This window comes from Pseudomonas sp. HLG18, from assembly GCF_051903985.1.
GTDB classification, from domain to species: domain Bacteria; phylum Pseudomonadota; class Gammaproteobacteria; order Pseudomonadales; family Pseudomonadaceae; genus Aquipseudomonas; species Aquipseudomonas fluorescens_BT.
Genome location: NZ_CP195831.1, coordinates 5,021,931 through 5,039,065, shown reverse-complemented (window position 1 = coordinate 5,039,065; position 17,135 = coordinate 5,021,931). Strand labels below are relative to the sequence as shown.

20 protein-coding genes are annotated in these 17,135 nt (G+C 59.0%); 12 read left to right on the top strand and 8 right to left on the bottom strand.

The genetic code is table 11. The features are described from left to right. Window positions 1-2: 2 nt before the first annotated feature. The 3 genes from ACSPX5_RS23290 to phoB form a co-directional block, all read right to left on the bottom strand. Complete coding sequence (locus ACSPX5_RS23290) at window positions 3-1,343, bottom strand: hemolysin family protein (protein ID WP_169432502.1); 1,341 nt, start codon at window positions 1,341-1,343, stop codon at window positions 3-5. A 111-nt stretch (window positions 1,344-1,454) separates the two neighbouring features. After that, window positions 1,455-2,741 (bottom strand): phosphate regulon sensor histidine kinase PhoR, encoded by a 1,287-nt coding sequence (gene phoR, locus ACSPX5_RS23285; RefSeq protein ID WP_439822050.1) that lies wholly within the window; start codon window positions 2,739-2,741, stop codon window positions 1,455-1,457. A gap of 74 nt (window positions 2,742-2,815) precedes the next feature. Then, the gene (gene phoB, locus ACSPX5_RS23280) at window positions 2,816-3,505 is read right to left on the bottom strand and encodes a phosphate regulon transcriptional regulator PhoB (protein ID WP_007896474.1); all 690 of its coding nucleotides are present in this window, start codon (window positions 3,503-3,505) and stop codon (window positions 2,816-2,818) included. 151 nt (window positions 3,506-3,656) lie between these two features. On the opposite strand from phoB, the gene ACSPX5_RS23275 reads away from it, so the two are divergent. Next, on the top strand, window positions 3,657-4,040 hold the full coding sequence (locus ACSPX5_RS23275; protein ID WP_439820337.1) for a COG4315 family predicted lipoprotein: 384 nt from the start codon (window positions 3,657-3,659) through the stop codon (window positions 4,038-4,040). A gap of 51 nt (window positions 4,041-4,091) precedes the next feature. Here ACSPX5_RS23275 and ubiA read toward each other — a convergent pair whose 3' ends face one another. Both ubiA and ACSPX5_RS23265 read right to left on the bottom strand, forming a co-directional pair. Further along, window positions 4,092-4,982 (bottom strand): 4-hydroxybenzoate octaprenyltransferase, encoded by an 891-nt coding sequence (ubiA, locus tag ACSPX5_RS23270; RefSeq protein ID WP_439820336.1) that lies wholly within the window; start codon window positions 4,980-4,982, stop codon window positions 4,092-4,094. Then, window positions 4,982-5,533, bottom strand: coding sequence for a chorismate--pyruvate lyase family protein (locus ACSPX5_RS23265; protein WP_439820335.1), 552 nt, complete (start codon window positions 5,531-5,533; stop codon window positions 4,982-4,984). The genes ubiA and ACSPX5_RS23265 overlap by 1 nt, the downstream gene beginning before the upstream one ends. Before the next feature lie 199 nt (window positions 5,534-5,732). Here ACSPX5_RS23265 and ACSPX5_RS23260 point away from each other — a divergent pair, with 199 nt between their 5' ends. From ACSPX5_RS23260 to ACSPX5_RS23250, 3 genes are all read left to right on the top strand, one after another. Continuing rightward, window positions 5,733-5,900 (top strand): rubredoxin, encoded by a 168-nt coding sequence (locus tag ACSPX5_RS23260; protein WP_169432497.1) that lies wholly within the window; start codon window positions 5,733-5,735, stop codon window positions 5,898-5,900. Window positions 5,901-5,920: 20 nt separating this feature from the next. Next, window positions 5,921-7,069, top strand: coding sequence for an NAD(P)/FAD-dependent oxidoreductase (locus ACSPX5_RS23255; RefSeq protein WP_439820334.1), 1,149 nt, complete (start codon window positions 5,921-5,923; stop codon window positions 7,067-7,069). A 190-nt stretch (window positions 7,070-7,259) separates the two neighbouring features. Continuing rightward, window positions 7,260-7,535, top strand: coding sequence for an HU family DNA-binding protein (locus tag ACSPX5_RS23250; RefSeq protein WP_003213368.1), 276 nt, complete (start codon window positions 7,260-7,262; stop codon window positions 7,533-7,535). A 99-nt stretch (window positions 7,536-7,634) separates the two neighbouring features. Here the strand turns inward: ACSPX5_RS23250 and ACSPX5_RS23245 are convergent, their stop codons facing one another. The 3 genes from ACSPX5_RS23245 to ACSPX5_RS23235 are packed head-to-tail and all read right to left on the bottom strand — an operon-like array spanning window position 7,635 to window position 9,794. After that, window positions 7,635-8,579 carry a phosphatidate cytidylyltransferase gene (locus ACSPX5_RS23245; protein WP_039765128.1) on the bottom strand — a complete coding sequence of 315 codons (945 nt, stop codon included), beginning with the start codon at window positions 8,577-8,579 and terminating at the stop codon, window positions 7,635-7,637. Then, window positions 8,576-9,175, bottom strand: coding sequence for a lysophospholipid acyltransferase family protein (locus ACSPX5_RS23240; RefSeq protein WP_439820333.1), 600 nt, complete (start codon window positions 9,173-9,175; stop codon window positions 8,576-8,578). The genes ACSPX5_RS23245 and ACSPX5_RS23240 overlap by 4 nt, the downstream gene beginning before the upstream one ends. Beyond that, on the bottom strand, window positions 9,162-9,794 hold the full coding sequence (locus ACSPX5_RS23235; RefSeq protein WP_169432494.1) for a CDP-alcohol phosphatidyltransferase family protein: 633 nt from the start codon (window positions 9,792-9,794) through the stop codon (window positions 9,162-9,164). The genes ACSPX5_RS23240 and ACSPX5_RS23235 overlap by 14 nt, the downstream gene beginning before the upstream one ends. Window positions 9,795-10,486: 692 nt before the next feature. Between ACSPX5_RS23235 and tssA the strand changes: the two genes are divergently transcribed. From tssA to ACSPX5_RS23195, 8 genes are all read left to right on the top strand, one after another. Next, on the top strand, window positions 10,487-12,049 hold the full coding sequence (gene tssA / locus ACSPX5_RS23230; RefSeq protein ID WP_169432493.1) for a type VI secretion system protein TssA: 1,563 nt from the start codon (window positions 10,487-10,489) through the stop codon (window positions 12,047-12,049). 32 nt (window positions 12,050-12,081) lie between these two features. Then, window positions 12,082-12,585 (top strand): type VI secretion system contractile sheath small subunit, encoded by a 504-nt coding sequence (tssB, locus tag ACSPX5_RS23225; RefSeq protein WP_003229587.1) that lies wholly within the window; start codon window positions 12,082-12,084, stop codon window positions 12,583-12,585. 28 nt (window positions 12,586-12,613) lie between these two features. Further along, the gene (gene tssC / locus ACSPX5_RS23220) at window positions 12,614-14,089 is read left to right on the top strand and encodes a type VI secretion system contractile sheath large subunit (RefSeq protein ID WP_085731350.1); all 1,476 of its coding nucleotides are present in this window, start codon (window positions 12,614-12,616) and stop codon (window positions 14,087-14,089) included. Between the two features lie 9 nt (window positions 14,090-14,098). Further along, window positions 14,099-14,506: a type VI secretion system baseplate subunit TssE gene (gene tssE, locus ACSPX5_RS23215; RefSeq protein ID WP_085708830.1), complete on the top strand. Its 408-nt coding sequence runs from the start codon at window positions 14,099-14,101 to the stop codon at window positions 14,504-14,506. A gap of 11 nt (window positions 14,507-14,517) precedes the next feature. Then, on the top strand, window positions 14,518-15,042 hold the full coding sequence (locus ACSPX5_RS23210; RefSeq protein WP_439820332.1) for a PAAR domain-containing protein: 525 nt from the start codon (window positions 14,518-14,520) through the stop codon (window positions 15,040-15,042). 11 nt (window positions 15,043-15,053) lie between these two features. Beyond that, the gene (locus ACSPX5_RS23205; RefSeq protein WP_169432491.1) at window positions 15,054-16,046 is read left to right on the top strand and encodes a DUF6402 family protein; all 993 of its coding nucleotides are present in this window, start codon (window positions 15,054-15,056) and stop codon (window positions 16,044-16,046) included. Further along, window positions 16,043-16,429 carry a hypothetical protein gene (locus ACSPX5_RS23200; protein WP_169432490.1) on the top strand — a complete coding sequence of 129 codons (387 nt, stop codon included), beginning with the start codon at window positions 16,043-16,045 and terminating at the stop codon, window positions 16,427-16,429. The genes ACSPX5_RS23205 and ACSPX5_RS23200 overlap by 4 nt, the downstream gene beginning before the upstream one ends. A 264-nt stretch (window positions 16,430-16,693) precedes the next feature. Further along, window positions 16,694-17,116 carry a hypothetical protein gene (locus ACSPX5_RS23195; protein WP_439820331.1) on the top strand — a complete coding sequence of 141 codons (423 nt, stop codon included), beginning with the start codon at window positions 16,694-16,696 and terminating at the stop codon, window positions 17,114-17,116. Window positions 17,117-17,135 lie beyond the last annotated feature (19 nt).

Below are 17,135 nucleotides of genomic sequence, written 5' to 3'. Positions count from 1 at the left end.
CATCAGTCGAGCATCAGCACCTTGGCCAGAATGATCTTCGGGCCTTTCATCTTTTTGATGATGATGCGCAGGCCTTCGACTTCCAGCACTTCTTCCTCTTCCGGTACCCGTTTCAGGGTTTCGTAGATCAGCCCGGCGAGGGTTTCGGCCTCAATGTGGTCCAGGTCGATCCCCAGCAGGCGCTCGACCTTGAACAGTGGTGTATCGCCCCGTACGAGCAACTTGCCCGGCTGGTAGGCGAGGATGCCGCGCTCGGCCTTGCGGTGTTCGTCCTGGATGTCGCCGACCAGCACTTCCAGCACGTCTTCCATGGTCAGGTAGCCGATGATGTTGCCATCGGCCTCTTCGACCAAGGCGAAGTGCGAGCCGCCCTTGCGGAACTGCTCCAGCAGCTGCGACAGCGGCATGTGCCGCGACACGCGCTCCAGCGGGCGGGTCAGTTCGGCGAGGTTGAACGACTCGGGAATGTGATCCAGCGCCGCCAGTTCCAGCAGCAGATCCTTGATGTGCAACAGGCCGACGAATTCCTTGCGCTCGCTGTCGTACACCGGATAGCGGCTGAACTTGTGGCGACGGAACATCGCCAGGATTTCTTTCAGCGGAGCGTTGAACTCGAGGGTGATCAGGTCTTCGCGGGAGTTGGCCCAGTCGACCACTTCCAGCTCACCCATTTCCACCGCCGAGGCCAGCACGCGCATGCCCTGGTCGCTCGGGTCCTGGCCACGGCTGGAGTGCAGGATCAGTTTCAGTTCTTCACGGCTGTAATGGTGCTCGTGATGCGGGCCGGGTTCACCTTGCCCTGCAATGCGCAGGATGGTGTTGGCGCTGGCGTTGAGCAAGTAGATCGCCGGGTACATGGCCCAGTAGAACAGATACAGCGGCACCGCCGTCCACAGCGACAGCAGCTCGGGCTTGCGGATCGCCCAGGACTTGGGTGCGAGTTCGCCGACCACGATGTGCAGGTAGGAGATGATGAAGAACGCGGTGAAAAACGAGATGCCTTTGACGACTTCCGCCGACTGCACGCCGACCGCGCTCAGCAGCGGTTCGAGAATGTGTGCGAACGCCGGCTCACCGACCCAGCCAAGTCCCAGGGAGGCGAGGGTGATACCGAGCTGGCACGCCGAGAGGTAAGCATCGAGCTGACTGTGCACCGTGCGCAGGATGTGCCCGCGCCAGCCGTGCTGCTCAGCGATGGCTTCGACCCGGGTCGAGCGCAGTTTGACCATGGCGAATTCCGCCGCAACGAAGAAGCCGTTGAGCAAAACCAGGATCAGAGCGAAAAGAATCATGCCGAAATCGGCGAATATTGTTGCGAGGGACAAGCCAGGGGAAGGGTCCATGATGGAGTTTTGCGGGTTCCGTGTGATTCGAAAGAAAGAAAAATCCGCACCTGAAAGGCAGGCGCAAGTCAGCCAATGTAGCGGCTGACCTAGCGATTGCCTAGTCCGGCGTTACTCAGCGGCGCTGACGGCCCGTGCCAGGGCGACCTGAGCCGGGGCGAAATGGCAGGTGAACGTACTGCCGTGGCCGGGCACGCTGCTGATCTCCATTCGCGCGCGGTGGCGCAGCAGCACGTGTTTGACGATGGCCAGGCCCAGCCCGGTGCCGCCGGTGTTGGAGTTGCGGCTGGAGTCGACGCGGTAGAAGCGTTCGGTCAGGCGCGGCAGGTGTTTGCTGTCGATGCCGATCCCGGAATCCTGCACGCTCAGGTGCGCGCCCTGATCGTCGCCCCACCAGCGGATGCGGATATTGCCTTCGGCCGGGGTGTATTTGACGGCGTTGAACACCAGGTTGGAAAACGCGCTGCGCAGTTCCGCCTCGCTGCCCTTGAGCAGGATGCTGGCGTCGGCTTCCAGGGTGATTTTCTGATTCTTTGATCCGGACAGTTGCTGCGCATCGCTTTTGATCGATCGCAACAGGGTGTCGATGTGCACCGGCTGGTTGTCCGACGGATAATCGGTGGCTTCCAGTTTGGCCAGCAGCAGCAAGTCGTTGAGCAGGGTCTGCATGCGTCCGCCCTGTTGCTGCATCTGCTGCAACGCGCGGCTCCAGCGCGGGTTCACTTCCTCGACGTTGTCGAGCAGGGTTTCCAGGTAGCCGCAGATCACCGTCAGCGGGGTGCGCAGCTCGTGGGAGACGTTGGCGATGAAGTCCTTGCGCATCTGCTCCAGCTGATGGATGCGCGTGACGTCGCGCACCAGCATCAGGTGTTCGTTATTGCCGTAGCGCGTGAGGTACAGCTGGATACGCACGCGGTCGTTGGTCGGCGAAGGGATTTCCAGCGGTTCGGCGTAACTTTCCTGCTCGAAGTATTCCTTGAAGCGCGGATGGCGTACGAGGTTGGTCACTGGCTGACCGCTGTCCTGCGGGGTTTTCAGGCCGAGCAGGGTTTCGGCGGCGCGGTTCCACCATTCGAGGTTGCCGTCGCTGTCGAGCATGATCACCGCGTCTTTCAGTGCGGCGGTGGACTCCTGGACGCGGTCGATCACTGCTTGCAGGCGCCCGCGCACCCGTTGGTCGCGGCGTTGCAGGTGGTAGATGCTGTCGAATACTTCGCCCCACAGGCCGTAGCCATCGGGGGGGGCTTCATCGGGTTGGTGCAGGCGCAGCCATTCGTGCAGGCGCAGCAGTTGCTTGAGCGTCCAGGCCAGGTACAGGCCCAGGCCCGCTGCGAGGCTCCAGCCGTAGTAGCCGGTGATCAGGCCGATCACCAGGCAGGCGGTGACCAGCAACAGCATGTGGCGAATCAGGGTGCCATGCCAGTTTTGGTTCACGGGGAATACGGTCCTTGTCAGCGGGTCTGGCGGTCGGCTCAGGCCTTGGTGGAAAACCGGTAGCCGGTGCCGCGCACGGTTTGTACCAGATTTTCGTAGGCATCGCCGAGGGCCTTGCGCAGGCGCCGGATGTGCACGTCGACGGTGCGCTCTTCAACATAGACGTTGCCGCCCCAGACCTGGTCCAGCAACTGGCCACGGGTGTAGGCACGTTCCTGGTGGGTCATGAAGAATTGCAGTAGTCGGTATTCGGTCGGGCCCATCTCGGCAGGTTTGCCGTCGATGGTCACGCGGTGGCTGATCGGGTCGAGCAGCAGGCCGCCGACTTCGATCGGTGCTTCGCCATCGGTCGGGCCGGCACGACGCAGCACGGCCTTCAGGCGTGCCACCAGTTCACGCGGGGAAAACGGTTTGGTGATGTAGTCGTCGGCGCCGACTTCCAGACCCTGGATCTTGTTGTCTTCTTCACCCTTGGCCGTGAGCATGATGATCGGGATGTCCCCGGTCAGCTCGTCACGCTTGAGGCGGCGGGCCAGCTCGATGCCGGAGGTGCCGGGCAGCATCCAGTCGAGCAGGATCAGATCCGGTTTGCGGTCGACGATGATGGCGTGAGCCTGCTGCGAGTTCTCTGCCTCGAGGCAGTCATAGCCGGCCATTTCCAACGCAACGGCGATCATTTCGCGAATGGGCGCTTCGTCGTCGACGATCAGAATGCTCCTGCCAACCATGCCTTAATCCTCTTGTCATTTAACTGTCTTGCGCCGCATTAGATAACGGAATTATTGCAGTCGTGTGACAGTATTTTAGTCCGGCGGCGATTGTGCGAATCCTGAACTAAGCTCTAAGTCCGAATCCTGACAACCACAAGAGAAGGTTTCCATGACACAAATGACTGCTTCCTTTAAGGCTTTGCTGATGGCTGCCGCCCTGGCTTTGCCTGGACTGGCGATGGCCGCCGAGCCGGCCATGATGAAAGACGGAATGATGGTCGATCACAAAGGCATGACCGTTTATACGTTCGACAAGGACGCGGGCGGCAAGTCGATGTGCAACGGTGACTGTGCGAAGAACTGGCCGCCGATGATGGCGCCGGCAGGTGCCAAGGCCGAAGGCAAATGGACGGTCATCAAGCGCGATGATGGCATGATGCAGTACGCCTACGACGGCAAGCCGCTGTACACCTTCGTGAAGGACGAGAAGCCGGGAGAAATGAAGGGCGATGGCATGAAGGATGTGTGGCACGTGGTTCGCGAGCACAAATAAACGCAAATTCCCTGTGGGAGCGAGCAAGCCCGCTCCCACAGGTCATGCACTTCAGCGCAACGCGTAATCCAGCACGATCCCGACGAAGATCGCCAACCCCGCCCAGTGATTGTGCAAAAACGCCTTGAAGCAACGCATCCGGTCCCGGTCGCGGGTGTACCAGAACTCCCAGGCGTAGCACCCGGCCGCCACCAGCAGGCCGAGGTGGAACCACATCCCCAGCTCGAAATTCGACCCGGCCAGCAACAGGCAGCCCAGTGACAGTGCCTGCAAGGTCAGGATGATCACCCGGTCCGCCTCGCCGAACAGGATCGCCGTGGATTTCACGCCGATCTTCAAGTCATCGTCGCGGTCGGTCATCGCGTAATAGGTGTCGTAGCCCACCGTCCACAGCAGATTGGCGATCCACAGCAGCCAGGCCGTCGCCGGCAACTCACCGGTCTCGGCGGTGAACGCCATCGGCATGCCCCAGGAAAACGCCGCCCCCAGCACCACTTGCGGGTAATAGGTGTAGCGCTTCATGAACGGATAGGTGAACGCCAGCGCCAGACCGCCCAGCGACAGCCAGATCGTCGCGGCGTTGGTGCACAGCACCAGCAGGAAACTCACGCCCATCAGCAGGGCGAAGAACACCAGCGCCTCTTTCGAGCTGATCTTGCCGGCAGCGAGAGGTCGCTGCGCAGTGCGTTTGACGTGGCCGTCGACCTTGCGGTCGGCCCAGTCGTTGATCACGCAGCCGCCGGCGCGGGTCAATACCACGCCGAGGACGAAAATCACGATATTGGCCAGTGATGGCGAGCCTTTGCCGGCAATCCACAGGGCCCAGAGGGTTGGCCACAGCAGCAGGTAAATGCCGATCGGCTTGTCCATCCGGGTCAACTGGATGAAGTCCCAGGCGCGCGGGTTCAAGCGATTCAGGGATTTGAGCAGGCTTTGATACATCAGCAGTTCTCCGGACGGGCGCGGACGGCTTCCCACAGCGTAGGCAGGAAAATCTCCGCCACCAGTACGCTCAATGCCCCACGGTCGAAACGTGAGCGGCGGCCCCACAGACCGGCAGCCCGGGAACCTTCGGGCAGCCAGTGCTCCGGGTAATGGCAGACTTCGATGGCGCGACGCTGGAAGGCGTGATCGCAGAACAGCAGTTCGCCCAGCGAGCGGCTGCCCAGTTCATCCATGTGCAACCCGTCGCCCTGCAAGGCACTGCGCGACGCCACGCTGCGGGCGAACACCCAGGCCTCGCCATGACCGCGCAGATACACCTCGCGCACCCAGCCTTCGCTGCCTTCGGCCAGTTCCAGCGCTGCGCATTCATCGTCGCGCAGGGTCTGCCAGCCCTCGAACAGCGGCGTGACACTGAAGCCGTCATCGGACAGGCGCGTCAGGCGGCGGGTCAGGGAGCCTTCGTCGAACAGCCAGTCGAGCGTGGACGTGTCGGGGAGGGGGGGCAGTTCGCTTTGCGGGCGCCACAGCGGAGCGTTTGTGTGTTGCACAATGAGTCAGTATTGGCAGCAAATGAGGCGGCGAGCTTACCATGGCAAACCGCGAGTTTGATTGATCCGGGCCGCCATTGCGCCGAACAGGCTTGCATCCGGTCGGTTCGATCAGTACAAAACGCCCTGAGCCGGATGGCAGCGCAGCACCATCGACCGTCCGTGCCGGACAACGCCTGAATCCTGAGGAAGTACCTGAATGAAGAAGTGGCAATGCATCGTCTGTGGCCTGATCTACAACGAAGCCGAAGGTTGGCCGGATGACGGCATTGCGCCGGGCACCGCATGGCAGGATGTACCGGAAGACTGGCTGTGCCCGGACTGCGGCGTCGGCAAGATGGACTTCGAAATGATCGAAATCAACTGAGCATCAACAAGGAGTAAGGCATGAACGCACCTGTCGTGATCGTCGGCACCGGGCTTGCGGGTTACAACCTGGCCCGCGAGTTTCGCAAACTCGATGGCGAAACCCCGCTGCTGCTGATTACCGCCGATGACGGACGTTCCTACTCCAAGCCGATGCTGTCGACCGGTTTCGGCAAGAACAAGGACGCCGACGGCCTGAGCATGGCCGAGCCGGGTGCCATGGCCGAGCAACTGAAAGCCGAGATCCGCACCCACACCCGCATCAGCGGCATCGATCCGGGCCACAAGCGCCTGTGGATCGGTGAGGAAGCGGTGAGTTATCGCGACCTGATCCTCGCCTGGGGCGCGGAAACCGTGCGTGTGCCGATCGAGGGCGACGGCGGGGATCTGGTGTTCCCGATCAACGACCTCGAAGATTACGCACGTTTTCGTGCTGCAGCGGCAGACAAGCGTCGGGTGTTGCTGCTCGGTGCCGGCCTGATCGGCTGCGAATTCGCCAACGACCTGATTCTGGGCGGCTACGAGGTGCAACTGGTTGCACCGTGCGAACAAGTGATGCCGACCCTGTTGCACCCGTCCGCCGCCGCAGCGGTGCAGACCGGGCTGGAAAGCCTCGGCGCGCGCTTCCACCTCGGACCGGTGCTGACCCGATTGCAAAAGGTCGCCGATGGGCTGGAAGCACACCTCTCCGATGGTCAGGTGATTCCGTGCGATGTGGTGGTGTCGGCCATCGGCCTGCGCCCGCGCATCGATCTGGCAGCGGCTGCCGGCATCCAGACCAATCGCGGTGTAGTGGTCGACCGTCACCTGCAAACTTCTCACGCCAACATTTACGCCCTGGGCGACTGCGCCGAGGTCGACGGGCTCAATCTTCTGTACGTCATGCCCCTCATGAGCTGTGCGCGTGCGTTGGCACAAACCCTGGCGGGCAATGCGACGGCGGTGAGTTACGGCCCGATGCCCATTACCGTGAAAACCCCGGTGTGCCCGTTGGTCGTTTCGCCACCGCCACGGGGCAGCGAAGGTGTCTGGACCGTTGAAGGGCAGGGCGCTGACATCAAGGCCCTGTGCCACAGCGCCGATGGTCAGCTCCTCGGTTACGCGCTGACCGGTGCAGCGGTGATGGAAAAACTCGCACTGAACAAACAACTTCCGGCCTTGCTGGCGTAAATACCGGTCGTTCTGTCGGAATCACCCCGCTTTTGCCCGCACAAAGGTCGCGGGGAGACTGGCGCCGCCCTTAACCGCGTGCCATCCTCACTCCCGTCTGCCGCAGAGTAGAGCCTGCGGCGCCTTGGGCGCTGTTCCAACGAGAACAGCACGGACATAACAACAAAAAACCGTCAAAGGGGCTTCACTAATGCGTAAACCAGAACTCGCCGCTGCAATCGCTGAAAAAGCAGATCTGACCAAAGAACAGGCCAACCGCGTTCTCAACGCCGTTCTCGAAGAAATCACCGGCGCCCTGCACCGCAAGGACAGCGTCACGCTGGTGGGCTTCGGCACCTTCCTGCAACGCCACCGCGGCGCCCGCACCGGCAAAAACCCGCAAACCGGTGAACCGGTGAAGATCAAGGCCAGCAACACCGTTGCGTTCAAGCCAGGCAAATCGTTGAAAGACAGCGTCAATCCGTAATGGCGGCGAGCGCCCGGTCAGCCGGGCGCGCTGCATGAAAAATGGGCATACCGATTGCGGTCGGATGCCCATTTTTTGTGGCTGATGATTGCGTCCGGATCAGGCCGAAAAGAAGTACCGGGTCAGGTGAAAGAAGATCGGCGCGGCGAAACAGATCGAGTCCATCCGGTCGAGCATCCCGCCGTGGCCCTTGATCATCGTGCCCCAGTCCTTGGCGCTCAGGCTGCGTTTGATCGCCGACATGACCAGACCGCCGAGGAAGCCCATGACCACGATGACCAGCGACATCAGCAACGACTGCCAGAAGCTGAACGGTGTCATCCAGAACATGCAGCCACCGATCAGCGTGGCGGACAATCCGCCGCCGACCAGTCCTTCCACGGTTTTCGACGGGCTCACCAGCGGCGCAACCTTGCGTTTGCCGAAGAGCTTGCCGAACACGTACTGCAACACGTCGCTCATCTGCACCACGAACACCAGGTAGAACAGCAGCAGGGCGTTCTGACCCTGGAAACCCTGCAGATCCAGCAACAGCAGCGCCGGCGCATGGCTGATGCAGTAGATGCAGATCATCACGCCCCACTGAATCTTTGCCGTGCGCTCGAGGAAGCCCTCGGTGTCCTGGCTCAGCACGGCAATCGCCGGCAGCAGCAGGAACGCGTACACCGGCACCAGCAGCGTGAACATCGAATACCAATGGGTGCCGATCAGCAGGTATTGCAGCGGGATCAGAATGAAAAACGCCGAAAAAAGCGCGTTATGGTCACCGCGCGCGGTCGGCGTCAGGGTGATGAACTCGCGCAGCGCAAACAGCGAAATGAAGCCGAACAGCACCACCGTCGCATTGGGGCCCAGCAGCCAGGAGACGAAGAAAATAATGACCATCCCCCACCAGGCATTCACGCGCTGGTTGAGGTTTTCGATGGTCGCGATCGAGCTTTCGCTCTTCGCCCGCCGTGCCAGTACGCCGCCAATCAGCGAAGCCACCGCCAGCAACCCGGCGATTGCCGCGAAGAACCACAGGAACTTGGTTTCCAGACTCATTTCGACAACCTCACGATGGCGTCACGCGCCCGTTCCAGAAACGCCTGTTTTTCCTCGCCGGTAATTCTTTGCAGCGGGTCGCCGATGCGGATCGTACAGATGATCGGCAGCGGCACATGTTTGCCCTTGGGCATCGAGCGATGCAGGTTTTCCAGGTAGATCGGCACCAGATCGACGTCGGGAAAAGTCTCGGCCAGGCGGAAAATCCCGGATTTGAACTCCCCCGGCAGTGGCTGAGTGGAGCGCGTCCCTTCAGGAAAAATGATGATCGAATGACCGGCGCGCACCACATCGAAGATCGGCTCGAGCACGTTGGTACCCGGCGCCGGATTGCGCTCGATCAGCACCGCATTCAGTCCTTTCTGCGAGATATATGACAGAAAACGGTTCTTGCCCCAGTAGTCGGCGGCCGCCACCGGTTTCACGTTCAATCGGGCTTCCGGTGGCAGTGCGGCGATGATTGCCAAGGTGTCCATATGGCTGGTGTGGTTGGCGTAGTAGATGCGTTGGCGCGTGAGATCCGGCGGGCTTTCCCAGCGGGCGGTCACGCCGATCAAGAAGCGCAGCACCGAAATCAGCGCATTACTGATCCACATGGGCATTCCCCTTCAGTTGTCTGGCGATGGCCAGGGTGCGCGTCACGCAGGTCGCGACGGAGCCAAGGGCGATGATCACCAGCGCGATCAGCAAAGCGTAGTGGGTCGCGTAGTAGATGGTTTCGAACACGTTCAATAGCAACGCCACGGTCATCACCGCCATCCGATGCTGCTTGGCCATCGGCCCCATGAAGCTCTGGGTGAGCCCGAGTGAACCACCGAACACCCGGACATACGCCGTGAGCGCGGCAGCCAGTGCGGCAAACCAGCCAAGATCGGACTGGCCGATGGCAAAACCCAGCCCGACGATCAGCAGGCTGTCCGCGACCCGATCCGGAAACTCGTTGTACAGGCTGCCGATGGCCGACTGCTTGCCGCCTTCGATCGCCACCATCCCGTCGAACAGATTGCACAGCAGCCGCAGTTGAATGCCGGCGATGCACAGGATCGAACCGGCCACGCCGTTATCGATGTAAAGCGTCACCGCGCCGAACAGCGCGAAGAGCATGCTGATGACGGAGATCTGGTTGGGGGAGATGTCCCGCTTGACCAGTTCATCCGTGAAGCGTTTCGCCCAGCCCGCCGAGCGGGTCTTGATGGGCCGTCTGTTTTCATCCATTTGCCAATGTCCGTATCAGTGGTAAGCCGTCAATTGATGACTGAGGCTGGCAATATAAAGGCACGTTCGCAGCATGAAATATATTGATGTAAGAACAGGTCCGCGACATTTGTCAGAACAATCCACATCAAAAGTGTGTGCTTACGCAGGGGGATCGATTGACGAAAAGACGGCGACTTGCATGAAGTCCTGCAATTGTGCGGAAAAAGAAGTCTTGTGAAGTATGCAAAGTGTGAGTTGCCATCAAATTGATGGCACTTTTATTGTTGCCTGTTGTCGTCCGGGATTTGTTTAAAGATGCCTGTCCGTTTTCGGAAGATTCCTACTTTATTTTCTTTCCAGTGTTGTCATGCTTTCGTTCGTGTTTTGGAACGTGCGTTCAAGGAGGCTTCGGCGGGTTTCGGGCAGCCGCTCTGGGACGCCGGTTACGCCGTGGTTTGAACGGCTCGTTTGATATAAGCGGAAATCAGGGAAACCCCTGACACATATAGGGCGATCTCCTACAGCGCCCAATGAACAGTTCGTCTTGTTGTTTAATCAGATGCTTGCTAGTGGCCATCATAGTGATTACGATGCGCCCACTTGAAAGAGCACACACTCAATTGGATGAGTCTTCCGACTGCTCTTCGATACTGTCCCGCGCTGCTGCAACTCCAATAGGCGCACGACCGTAATCCAAATAAAGGCCATGGATGTCCTACTCAAGCAAACTTTCCGCCCATTACCTCGAACTCGCTAAAGTCTCTGTTTCCAAAGAGAATTTTGCGGGTGAAGACGTTCGTTTCTCGAGCGAATTCGAGGCCCTGGAAAGCGAGCTGGCCAAAGCCTCGTCGATGCACGAAAGCGGGCAGATCGACTGGCTGAAAATTCGCGAAAACAGCGAAAACCTCCTGCGTACCCAATCCAAGGATTTGCGTGTCGGCGCCTGGCTGACCTGGTCGCTGTACCAGCGCGAATCCTTCCCCGGCCTGCTGGCCGGCCTCGGTTTTCTGCACCATCTGTCGGAAAACAACTGGGCCGAGATTCACCCGCTCAAACCCCGTACCCGGGCCGCCGCCATCGGCTGGCTGGTGCCGCGTCTTGAGCAGGTGATCACCGAGAACATCGCGATCAAGGAACAGCTGCCGATGTTCCGGCAGTTGTCCGAACACCTGTCCGGTCTCGACGCGGCCTGCACCGAGCATCTGGGCGATGATGCACCGTTGTTGCTGCCGCTTTCCCGCCGTCTGAAAACCATGATCCAGCGCGCCGCCGACAACCAGCCGGCGCCCGGCGTGGTGGGTGCTGCGGTGGCCCAGGTCAAGCAGGCGGCGACTCAGTTGCTGGCCCCCGGCGCGCCGATCGACAACGAGAAAGAAGCCCACAAGGCCCTGCGCGCCCAGCAGGAAAGCGCCCGTCCATTGTGCGCCTGGTGGCTCAAGCAGAAAGCCACTGACCTGCGCGCCCTGCGCCTCAACCGCACCTTGCTGTGGATGACGATCGACGCGGTGCCCGAGCGCAACGCCGAGCAGATCACTGTGTTGCGTGGGTTGCCGGTCGACAAGCTCAAGCAGTATCAGGACCGTTTCGATCAGGGCAAATACGCCGACCTGCTGGTGGAACTGGAGGCGAGCCTGGCGAAGGCGCCATTCTGGTTCGATGGCCAGAGGATGGTCTGGGAATGTCTCCAGAACCTCAACGCCGAGCTGGCCATGCGCGAAGTGGAAATCCACTTCGCGCTTTTGATTCAGCGCCTGCCCGGCATCATTGAGCTGCGTTTCCATGACGGCGCGCCGTTCGCCGATCCGTCCACCCGGGCGTGGATCGCCGCCAACGTCATGCCGCACCTGCAAAGCGCCAGCGCGCCGCGCAAGGTCGAAACCGAAAACGCCGAAACCCAGCCAGCCTGGGAAAAGGCCCTCGAAGAAGTCCAGCCGATCCTGCGCAAGGAAGGCCTCAAACCGGCGGTGCAGATCCTCAAGCAGGGTCTGCAATCGGCGCACGGCGGCCGCGAACGCTTCTTCTGGCAGTTCGCCCTCGCGCGGCTGTGCTTCCTGGCCAAGAAATACGAACTGGCCAAGAACCAGCTCGAAACCCTCGATCAGACATTACAGGACTCAGGCCTGCACGCCTGGGAGCCCGATCTTGCATTGGAAGTGCTGCACCTGCTGCACAGTTGCTGCGAGTTGTTGCCGCAGAACCATGCCGTACGTGAACGCAAGGAAGAGATTTATCGCAGGCTGTGCCACCTCGACCTCGAAGTGGTACTCGAATAGGCCCCAGGGCCACAACCGCAAGGAGAAAAGCCATGGCCAAAGAAGGCTCGGTAGCCCCCAAGGAACGCATCAACGTCACCTTCAAACCCGCCACCGGCGGTGCTCAGGAAGAGATTGAACTGCCGCTGAAGCTGCTGGCAATCGGTGACTACACCCACCGCAAGGACGATCGCAAGATCGAGGATCGCAAGCCGATCAGCATCGACAAGATGACCTTCGACGAAGTGCTGGCCAAGCAAGAGCTGGGTCTGACGCTGAGCGTGCCGAACCGTCTGCAGGAAGATGGCGAGGCCGACGAGCTGGCCGTGCAACTGCGCGTCAACTCCATGAAGGACTTCAACCCGGCCAGCCTGGTCGAGCAAGTGCCTGAGCTGAAAAAACTGATGGAACTGCGCGACGCGCTGGTGGCCCTCAAAGGCCCGCTGGGTAACGCACCTGCGTTCCGTAAAGCCATCGAAGGCGTGCTCGCCGACGATGAATCCCGCGGTCGCGTACTCGGTGAGCTGGGCCTGAACGCCGCAGCCCCGGACGCTTGAGACTCCAGCAGCCAAGGAAGCCAACACAATGAGCACTAGCGCAGCACAACAGAACGCCGCCGAAAACGGCGAATACAGCATCCTCGACAGCATCATCGCCGAAACCCGCCTGACGCCGGACGACGAAGCCTACGACATCGCCAAGCGCGGTGTGTCGGCGTTCATCGAAGAGCTGCTCAAGCCGCAGAACAACGGTGAGCCGGTCAAGAAAGCCATGGTTGACCGCATGATCGCCGAGATCGATGCCAAGCTCAGCCGTCAGATGGACGAAATCCTGCACCACCCGGACTTCCAGGCCCTGGAATCGTCGTGGCGTGGCCTGCAACTGCTGGTCGACCGCACCAACTTCCGCGAAAACATCAAGATCGAAATCCTCAACGTCTCCAAGGACGACCTGCTGGACGACTTCGAAGATTCGCCGGAAGTGATGCAGTCGGGCCTGTACAAGCACATCTACACCGCTGAATACGGCCAGTTCGGTGGTCAGCCGGTTGGCGCGATCATTGCCAACTACTACATGTCCCCAAGCTCGCCGGACGTGAAGCTGATGCAGTACGTGTCCAGCGTAGCCTGCATGTCCCACGCGCCGTTCATCGCCGCCGCCGGCCCGAAATTCTTCGGTCTGGAAAGCTTCACCGGTCTGCCGGACCTGAAGGATCTGAAAGATCACTTCGAAGGCCCGCAATTCGCCAAATGGCAGAGCTTCCGTACTTCGGAAGACTCCCGTTACGTTGGCCTGACCGTTCCGCGTTTCCTGCTGCGTAACCCGTACGACCCGGAAGAAAACCCGGTCAAATCGTTCGTGTACAAGGAAAACGTTGCCAACAGCCACGAGCACTACCTGTGGGGCAACACCGCTTACGCGTTCGGCACCAAGCTGACCGACAGCTTCGCCAAATTCCGCTGGTGCCCGAACATCATCGGCCCACAGAGCGGCGGCGCGGTTGAAGACCTGCCTCTGCACCACTTCGAAAGCATGGGCGAAATCGAAACCAAGATTCCTACCGAAGTTCTGGTTTCCGACCGTCGTGAATACGAACTGGCCGAGGAAGGCTTCATCTCCCTCACCATGCGTAAAGGCTCCGACAACGCGGCGTTCTTCTCCGCAAGCTCCGTGCAGAAGCCGAAGTTCTTCGGCATCAGCGCAGAAGGCAAGGCGGCAGAGCTGAACTACAAGCTCGGCACCCAACTGCCGTACATGATGATCGTCAACCGCCTGGCTCACTACCTGAAAGTGCTGCAGCGCGAGCAACTCGGTTCGTGGAAAGAGCGCACCGACCTCGAGCTGGAACTGAACAAGTGGATCCGCCAGTACGTGGCCGACCAGGAAAACCCGAGCGCCGAAGTGCGTGGCCGTCGTCCGCTGCGCGCTGCGCAAGTGATCGTCAGCGACGTTGAAGGCGAGCCGGGCTGGTACCGCGTCAGCCTGAACGTGCGTCCGCACTTCAAGTACATGGGTGCCGATTTCACCCTGTCGCTGGTTGGCAAGCTGGACAAAGAGTAAGAGCGACTCATGGACGGATACGGCAGCCTTTTCGAACGCCTCAACGGCGACGCGGAACTACGCAAGGGCAGGAGCCTCGAGGCTTCGGCCATGGCGTCGGTGGCTGCCCATCTGGCCAAAATGCTCAGCACCCGGGCCGGCAGCGTGCAAACGCTGTCCGACTACGGGTTGCCCGATCTCAATGACATGCGCCTGAGCCTGCACGACTCCCTGAGTCAGGCCCGCCTGGCCATCGAAAGCTTCATCGAAGCCTACGAACCGCGCCTGAGCAACGTGCGTGTCATTTCCCTGCCGCGAGACCACGATCAGCTTCGCCTGGCCTTCAGCATCGAAGGCCTGCTGGAAGTCGAGGGTTTCAAGCGTCAGGTCAGTTTTGCCGCGCGCCTGGATGGCAGCGGTCAAGTGAAGGTCACCTAAGGAGAACCCCGATGTCTGGCAAACCTGCAGCACGCGTATCCGACCCCACCGCTTGCCCGCTCCCCGGCCACGGCACCAACCCGATTGCCGCCGGTTCCGGCGACGTGTTCTTCGACGGCCTGCCGGCGGCCCGCGAAGGCGATGCCTCCGCGTGTGGTGGTGCGTTGGTCGGCGATCTGGCGACGACGGTTCTGATCAACGGCAAACCGGCCGCCACGGTCGGTTCGGTTGGATCTCATGGCAATAAAGTAACGGCTGGATCCGGGACGGTGATTATCGGCAATTCGCATTCGCCCGCGCCGTTTGTGCCGCCGTTGCCGGTGGAGATTCAGTGGCCGTTTAGTCAGCATTTTGTGGTTCGTAATCCTAGAACCGGAACACCGGTCGCTGACCGGCCGTACACCTTGCGTACAGCCTCCGGTAAAGAGGTCAAGGGCGTTACTGATGCAAAAGGCCGAACGAGGCCTATTGCTTCCCACCTCGCTGAAAGTGTCACGCTTATCGTCGAAGAACAGACTTCGCTCGTGATTGCTTAAGGAACTATCACATGCCGGCACCCACTCCTGTAACAGCTCAACTCACCCCTTCCTCTGACAAGAAGCCAGCGGAAGCGGCCGTCGATCATTTCCAGATCACAGATATTCCAGGTGTGATGAGAAAAATGGGCTGGAAGGAAAGCGCTCGAATCATGCAGCGTTGGTTCGACGGTGCGCCTTTTGTGATGTCCTCAAGTGAGAAGCGGGGACGTCTTGCCGTTGACAAGATCACCCAAGAAAAACTGTTTGATGATTTGGATTTTGAATGGCTTACCTCTTCCTCACCCCACACAGGTGAAACCATCAAAGAGCTTATTGCGAAGGCCGCAAGCCCCAGTCAATACAATGAGCTTATTGGCCGTCAAAAGGGACTGACGCAGTTAGCACCGGGGCTTTTGCAATTTATGACTTGCATGAGAACGCTTGGAGTTCTTGATGAGGCTAACCAGGACCTTGCTAGGGGTGCTCATGACTACAGTGCCCTGAGTGCACGAATGCTGGAGTCTGCAACGCAATATAATTTTCGATCTATCGGGATTACCACTTCGGAAAAGAAGAATAATCCATTGGATGATGTGTACGGCACATTGGGTGGATTTGTTATTAAATTTGCAGTCACAAAATTCAGCACTACACCCAAGACGAAAAAAATGGCTGCTACATTAACGATTGAAGAAATTGGTTGTTATGTACGTGATACATATGAGTTTCTGAATGAAGATGGCAGCGACCAACTGCTTGGGTATTGGAATCACGACGGCGTTGTCAGGCCGAGCATTTTTGCATATTTAACTTCGCCGGAAACATATGAGTCTGAGGGGAAGGTTTACTTCAAAGTGACCAATGATAGTTACAATAATTACCGCAGCAAACTTGGCAAGGGTGGTGATTTGTTTGTGTACTCTACGGTCAAGAAAATTCCTGTATCCATTCATCATCGTTTTACCTCTGCAGATTTTGCAGAGTTTTCGCAACGATCAGCCAAGCCTAAGGCAATGCCATGAAAGCGTCCCTTAGAAAGAGCTTTTTACTTTTTTCGTTGTGCGTGCTTGTGCCAGTTTTGGTTCTTTTGGGCTTGAAGGTGCTTAGCTCAAAGGCCGCGGAGCCTCTTTTCATTGACTGGAATGACTCAGGAAGCTGCTATATCGCAACGTATTCACCGAATTACAATTTTTTGGGTGTAGTGGCTGGTCGTGCGTTTAAGTACTTTAGCAGCCCGTATTTTTATCGCGTTTATACAAAAAATAACGATCTACTAAAAACATCAGAATGGTATCTCTGGCGGGATGAGGGGAGTCCCGGCGTTGCACCCGAGTTTCGCGGAGAGATGATTGTTTATCCAGGCTCTGAAGGCTGGGAAAGTTGGATAGTTTCAGAGTGTCGTTGATGCCTGATTTAAAGGCGGCCTCGCTACCTGAGAAAGTTGGAGAGCGGTATTCATGGACGCAATGAGTTTGCAGGGGTATCTGGCCGGTGTTGCTGACAGTGATCTGTTTGGCTGCCTGGCCTTGTTGAGCTTGTTATTGCTCCTGACTGCCTCACATCGGGCGGCTCGAAATTCACGTCTTCACCGCGCACTAACGCTCTCGGTTTTGGCTGCTGTTGTAGCTATCCATGGCCTTGGATCGTGGTACGGAAATCTGAGACCAGCATGAGCAACTACTACCGTATCGCCATGTGCCTGTTTGTCCATGCCTTCGGATGTGTGGCCTACGTGTTTTTGAATAATGCAGTAGTACATGCCTACAAGCATCTGAACGGTGGGTTCACCACCCGTGGGGTCGCCATCGGTATTGCCAGCTACGCGATGTTTTACATTTTTCTCGGTGTCAATTTTATTGCTGCGCTCATTCCAAGCCTCGTTGCCAAGCTGGTGATTCTGAGCCTTATGGTGGGCTTCATCCTGCTTTGGATGCTCCCCGACAACCCATTGAGAGCCTTGTTTTATGGCGTGGCTCAAGGTTGCGTCACCTTGCTGGCAATCCTCGCTTCTCAAGTCATTGAGTTGCGCTGGGTATCAAGAAACATCGCTGGACGCATCCAGCCGAACCAGTCTGAGAGTGCCATCCAATGATCAGGTCAGGTATCGAGCG

Excerpts from the sequence above, each read along its gene's own strand:
- ACSPX5_RS23290 (WP_169432502.1), bottom strand. The coding sequence starts at position 1,343 with ATGGACCCTTCCCCTGGCTTGTCCCTCGCAACAATATTCGCCGATTTC.
- phoR (WP_439822050.1), bottom strand. The coding sequence starts at position 2,741 with ATGCTGTTGCTGGTCACCGCCTGCCTGGTGATCGGCCTGATCACCGGC.
- phoB (WP_007896474.1), bottom strand. The coding sequence starts at position 3,505 with ATGGTTGGCAGGAGCATTCTGATCGTCGACGACGAAGCGCCCATTCGC.
- ACSPX5_RS23275 (WP_439820337.1), top strand. The coding sequence starts at position 3,657 with ATGACACAAATGACTGCTTCCTTTAAGGCTTTGCTGATGGCTGCCGCC.
- ubiA (WP_439820336.1), bottom strand. The coding sequence starts at position 4,982 with ATGTATCAAAGCCTGCTCAAATCCCTGAATCGCTTGAACCCGCGCGCC.
- ACSPX5_RS23260 (WP_169432497.1), top strand. The coding sequence starts at position 5,733 with ATGAAGAAGTGGCAATGCATCGTCTGTGGCCTGATCTACAACGAAGCC.
- ACSPX5_RS23255 (WP_439820334.1), top strand. The coding sequence starts at position 5,921 with ATGAACGCACCTGTCGTGATCGTCGGCACCGGGCTTGCGGGTTACAAC.
- ACSPX5_RS23250 (WP_003213368.1), top strand. The coding sequence starts at position 7,260 with ATGCGTAAACCAGAACTCGCCGCTGCAATCGCTGAAAAAGCAGATCTG.
- ACSPX5_RS23245 (WP_039765128.1), bottom strand. The coding sequence starts at position 8,579 with ATGAGTCTGGAAACCAAGTTCCTGTGGTTCTTCGCGGCAATCGCCGGG.
- ACSPX5_RS23240 (WP_439820333.1), bottom strand. The coding sequence starts at position 9,175 with ATGTGGATCAGTAATGCGCTGATTTCGGTGCTGCGCTTCTTGATCGGC.
- ACSPX5_RS23235 (WP_169432494.1), bottom strand. The coding sequence starts at position 9,794 with ATGGATGAAAACAGACGGCCCATCAAGACCCGCTCGGCGGGCTGGGCG.
- tssA (WP_169432493.1), top strand. The coding sequence starts at position 10,487 with ATGTCCTACTCAAGCAAACTTTCCGCCCATTACCTCGAACTCGCTAAA.
- tssB (WP_003229587.1), top strand. The coding sequence starts at position 12,082 with ATGGCCAAAGAAGGCTCGGTAGCCCCCAAGGAACGCATCAACGTCACC.
- tssC (WP_085731350.1), top strand. The coding sequence starts at position 12,614 with ATGAGCACTAGCGCAGCACAACAGAACGCCGCCGAAAACGGCGAATAC.
- tssE (WP_085708830.1), top strand. The coding sequence starts at position 14,099 with ATGGACGGATACGGCAGCCTTTTCGAACGCCTCAACGGCGACGCGGAA.
- ACSPX5_RS23210 (WP_439820332.1), top strand. The coding sequence starts at position 14,518 with ATGTCTGGCAAACCTGCAGCACGCGTATCCGACCCCACCGCTTGCCCG.
- ACSPX5_RS23205 (WP_169432491.1), top strand. The coding sequence starts at position 15,054 with ATGCCGGCACCCACTCCTGTAACAGCTCAACTCACCCCTTCCTCTGAC.
- ACSPX5_RS23200 (WP_169432490.1), top strand. The coding sequence starts at position 16,043 with ATGAAAGCGTCCCTTAGAAAGAGCTTTTTACTTTTTTCGTTGTGCGTG.
- ACSPX5_RS23195 (WP_439820331.1), top strand. The coding sequence starts at position 16,694 with ATGAGCAACTACTACCGTATCGCCATGTGCCTGTTTGTCCATGCCTTC.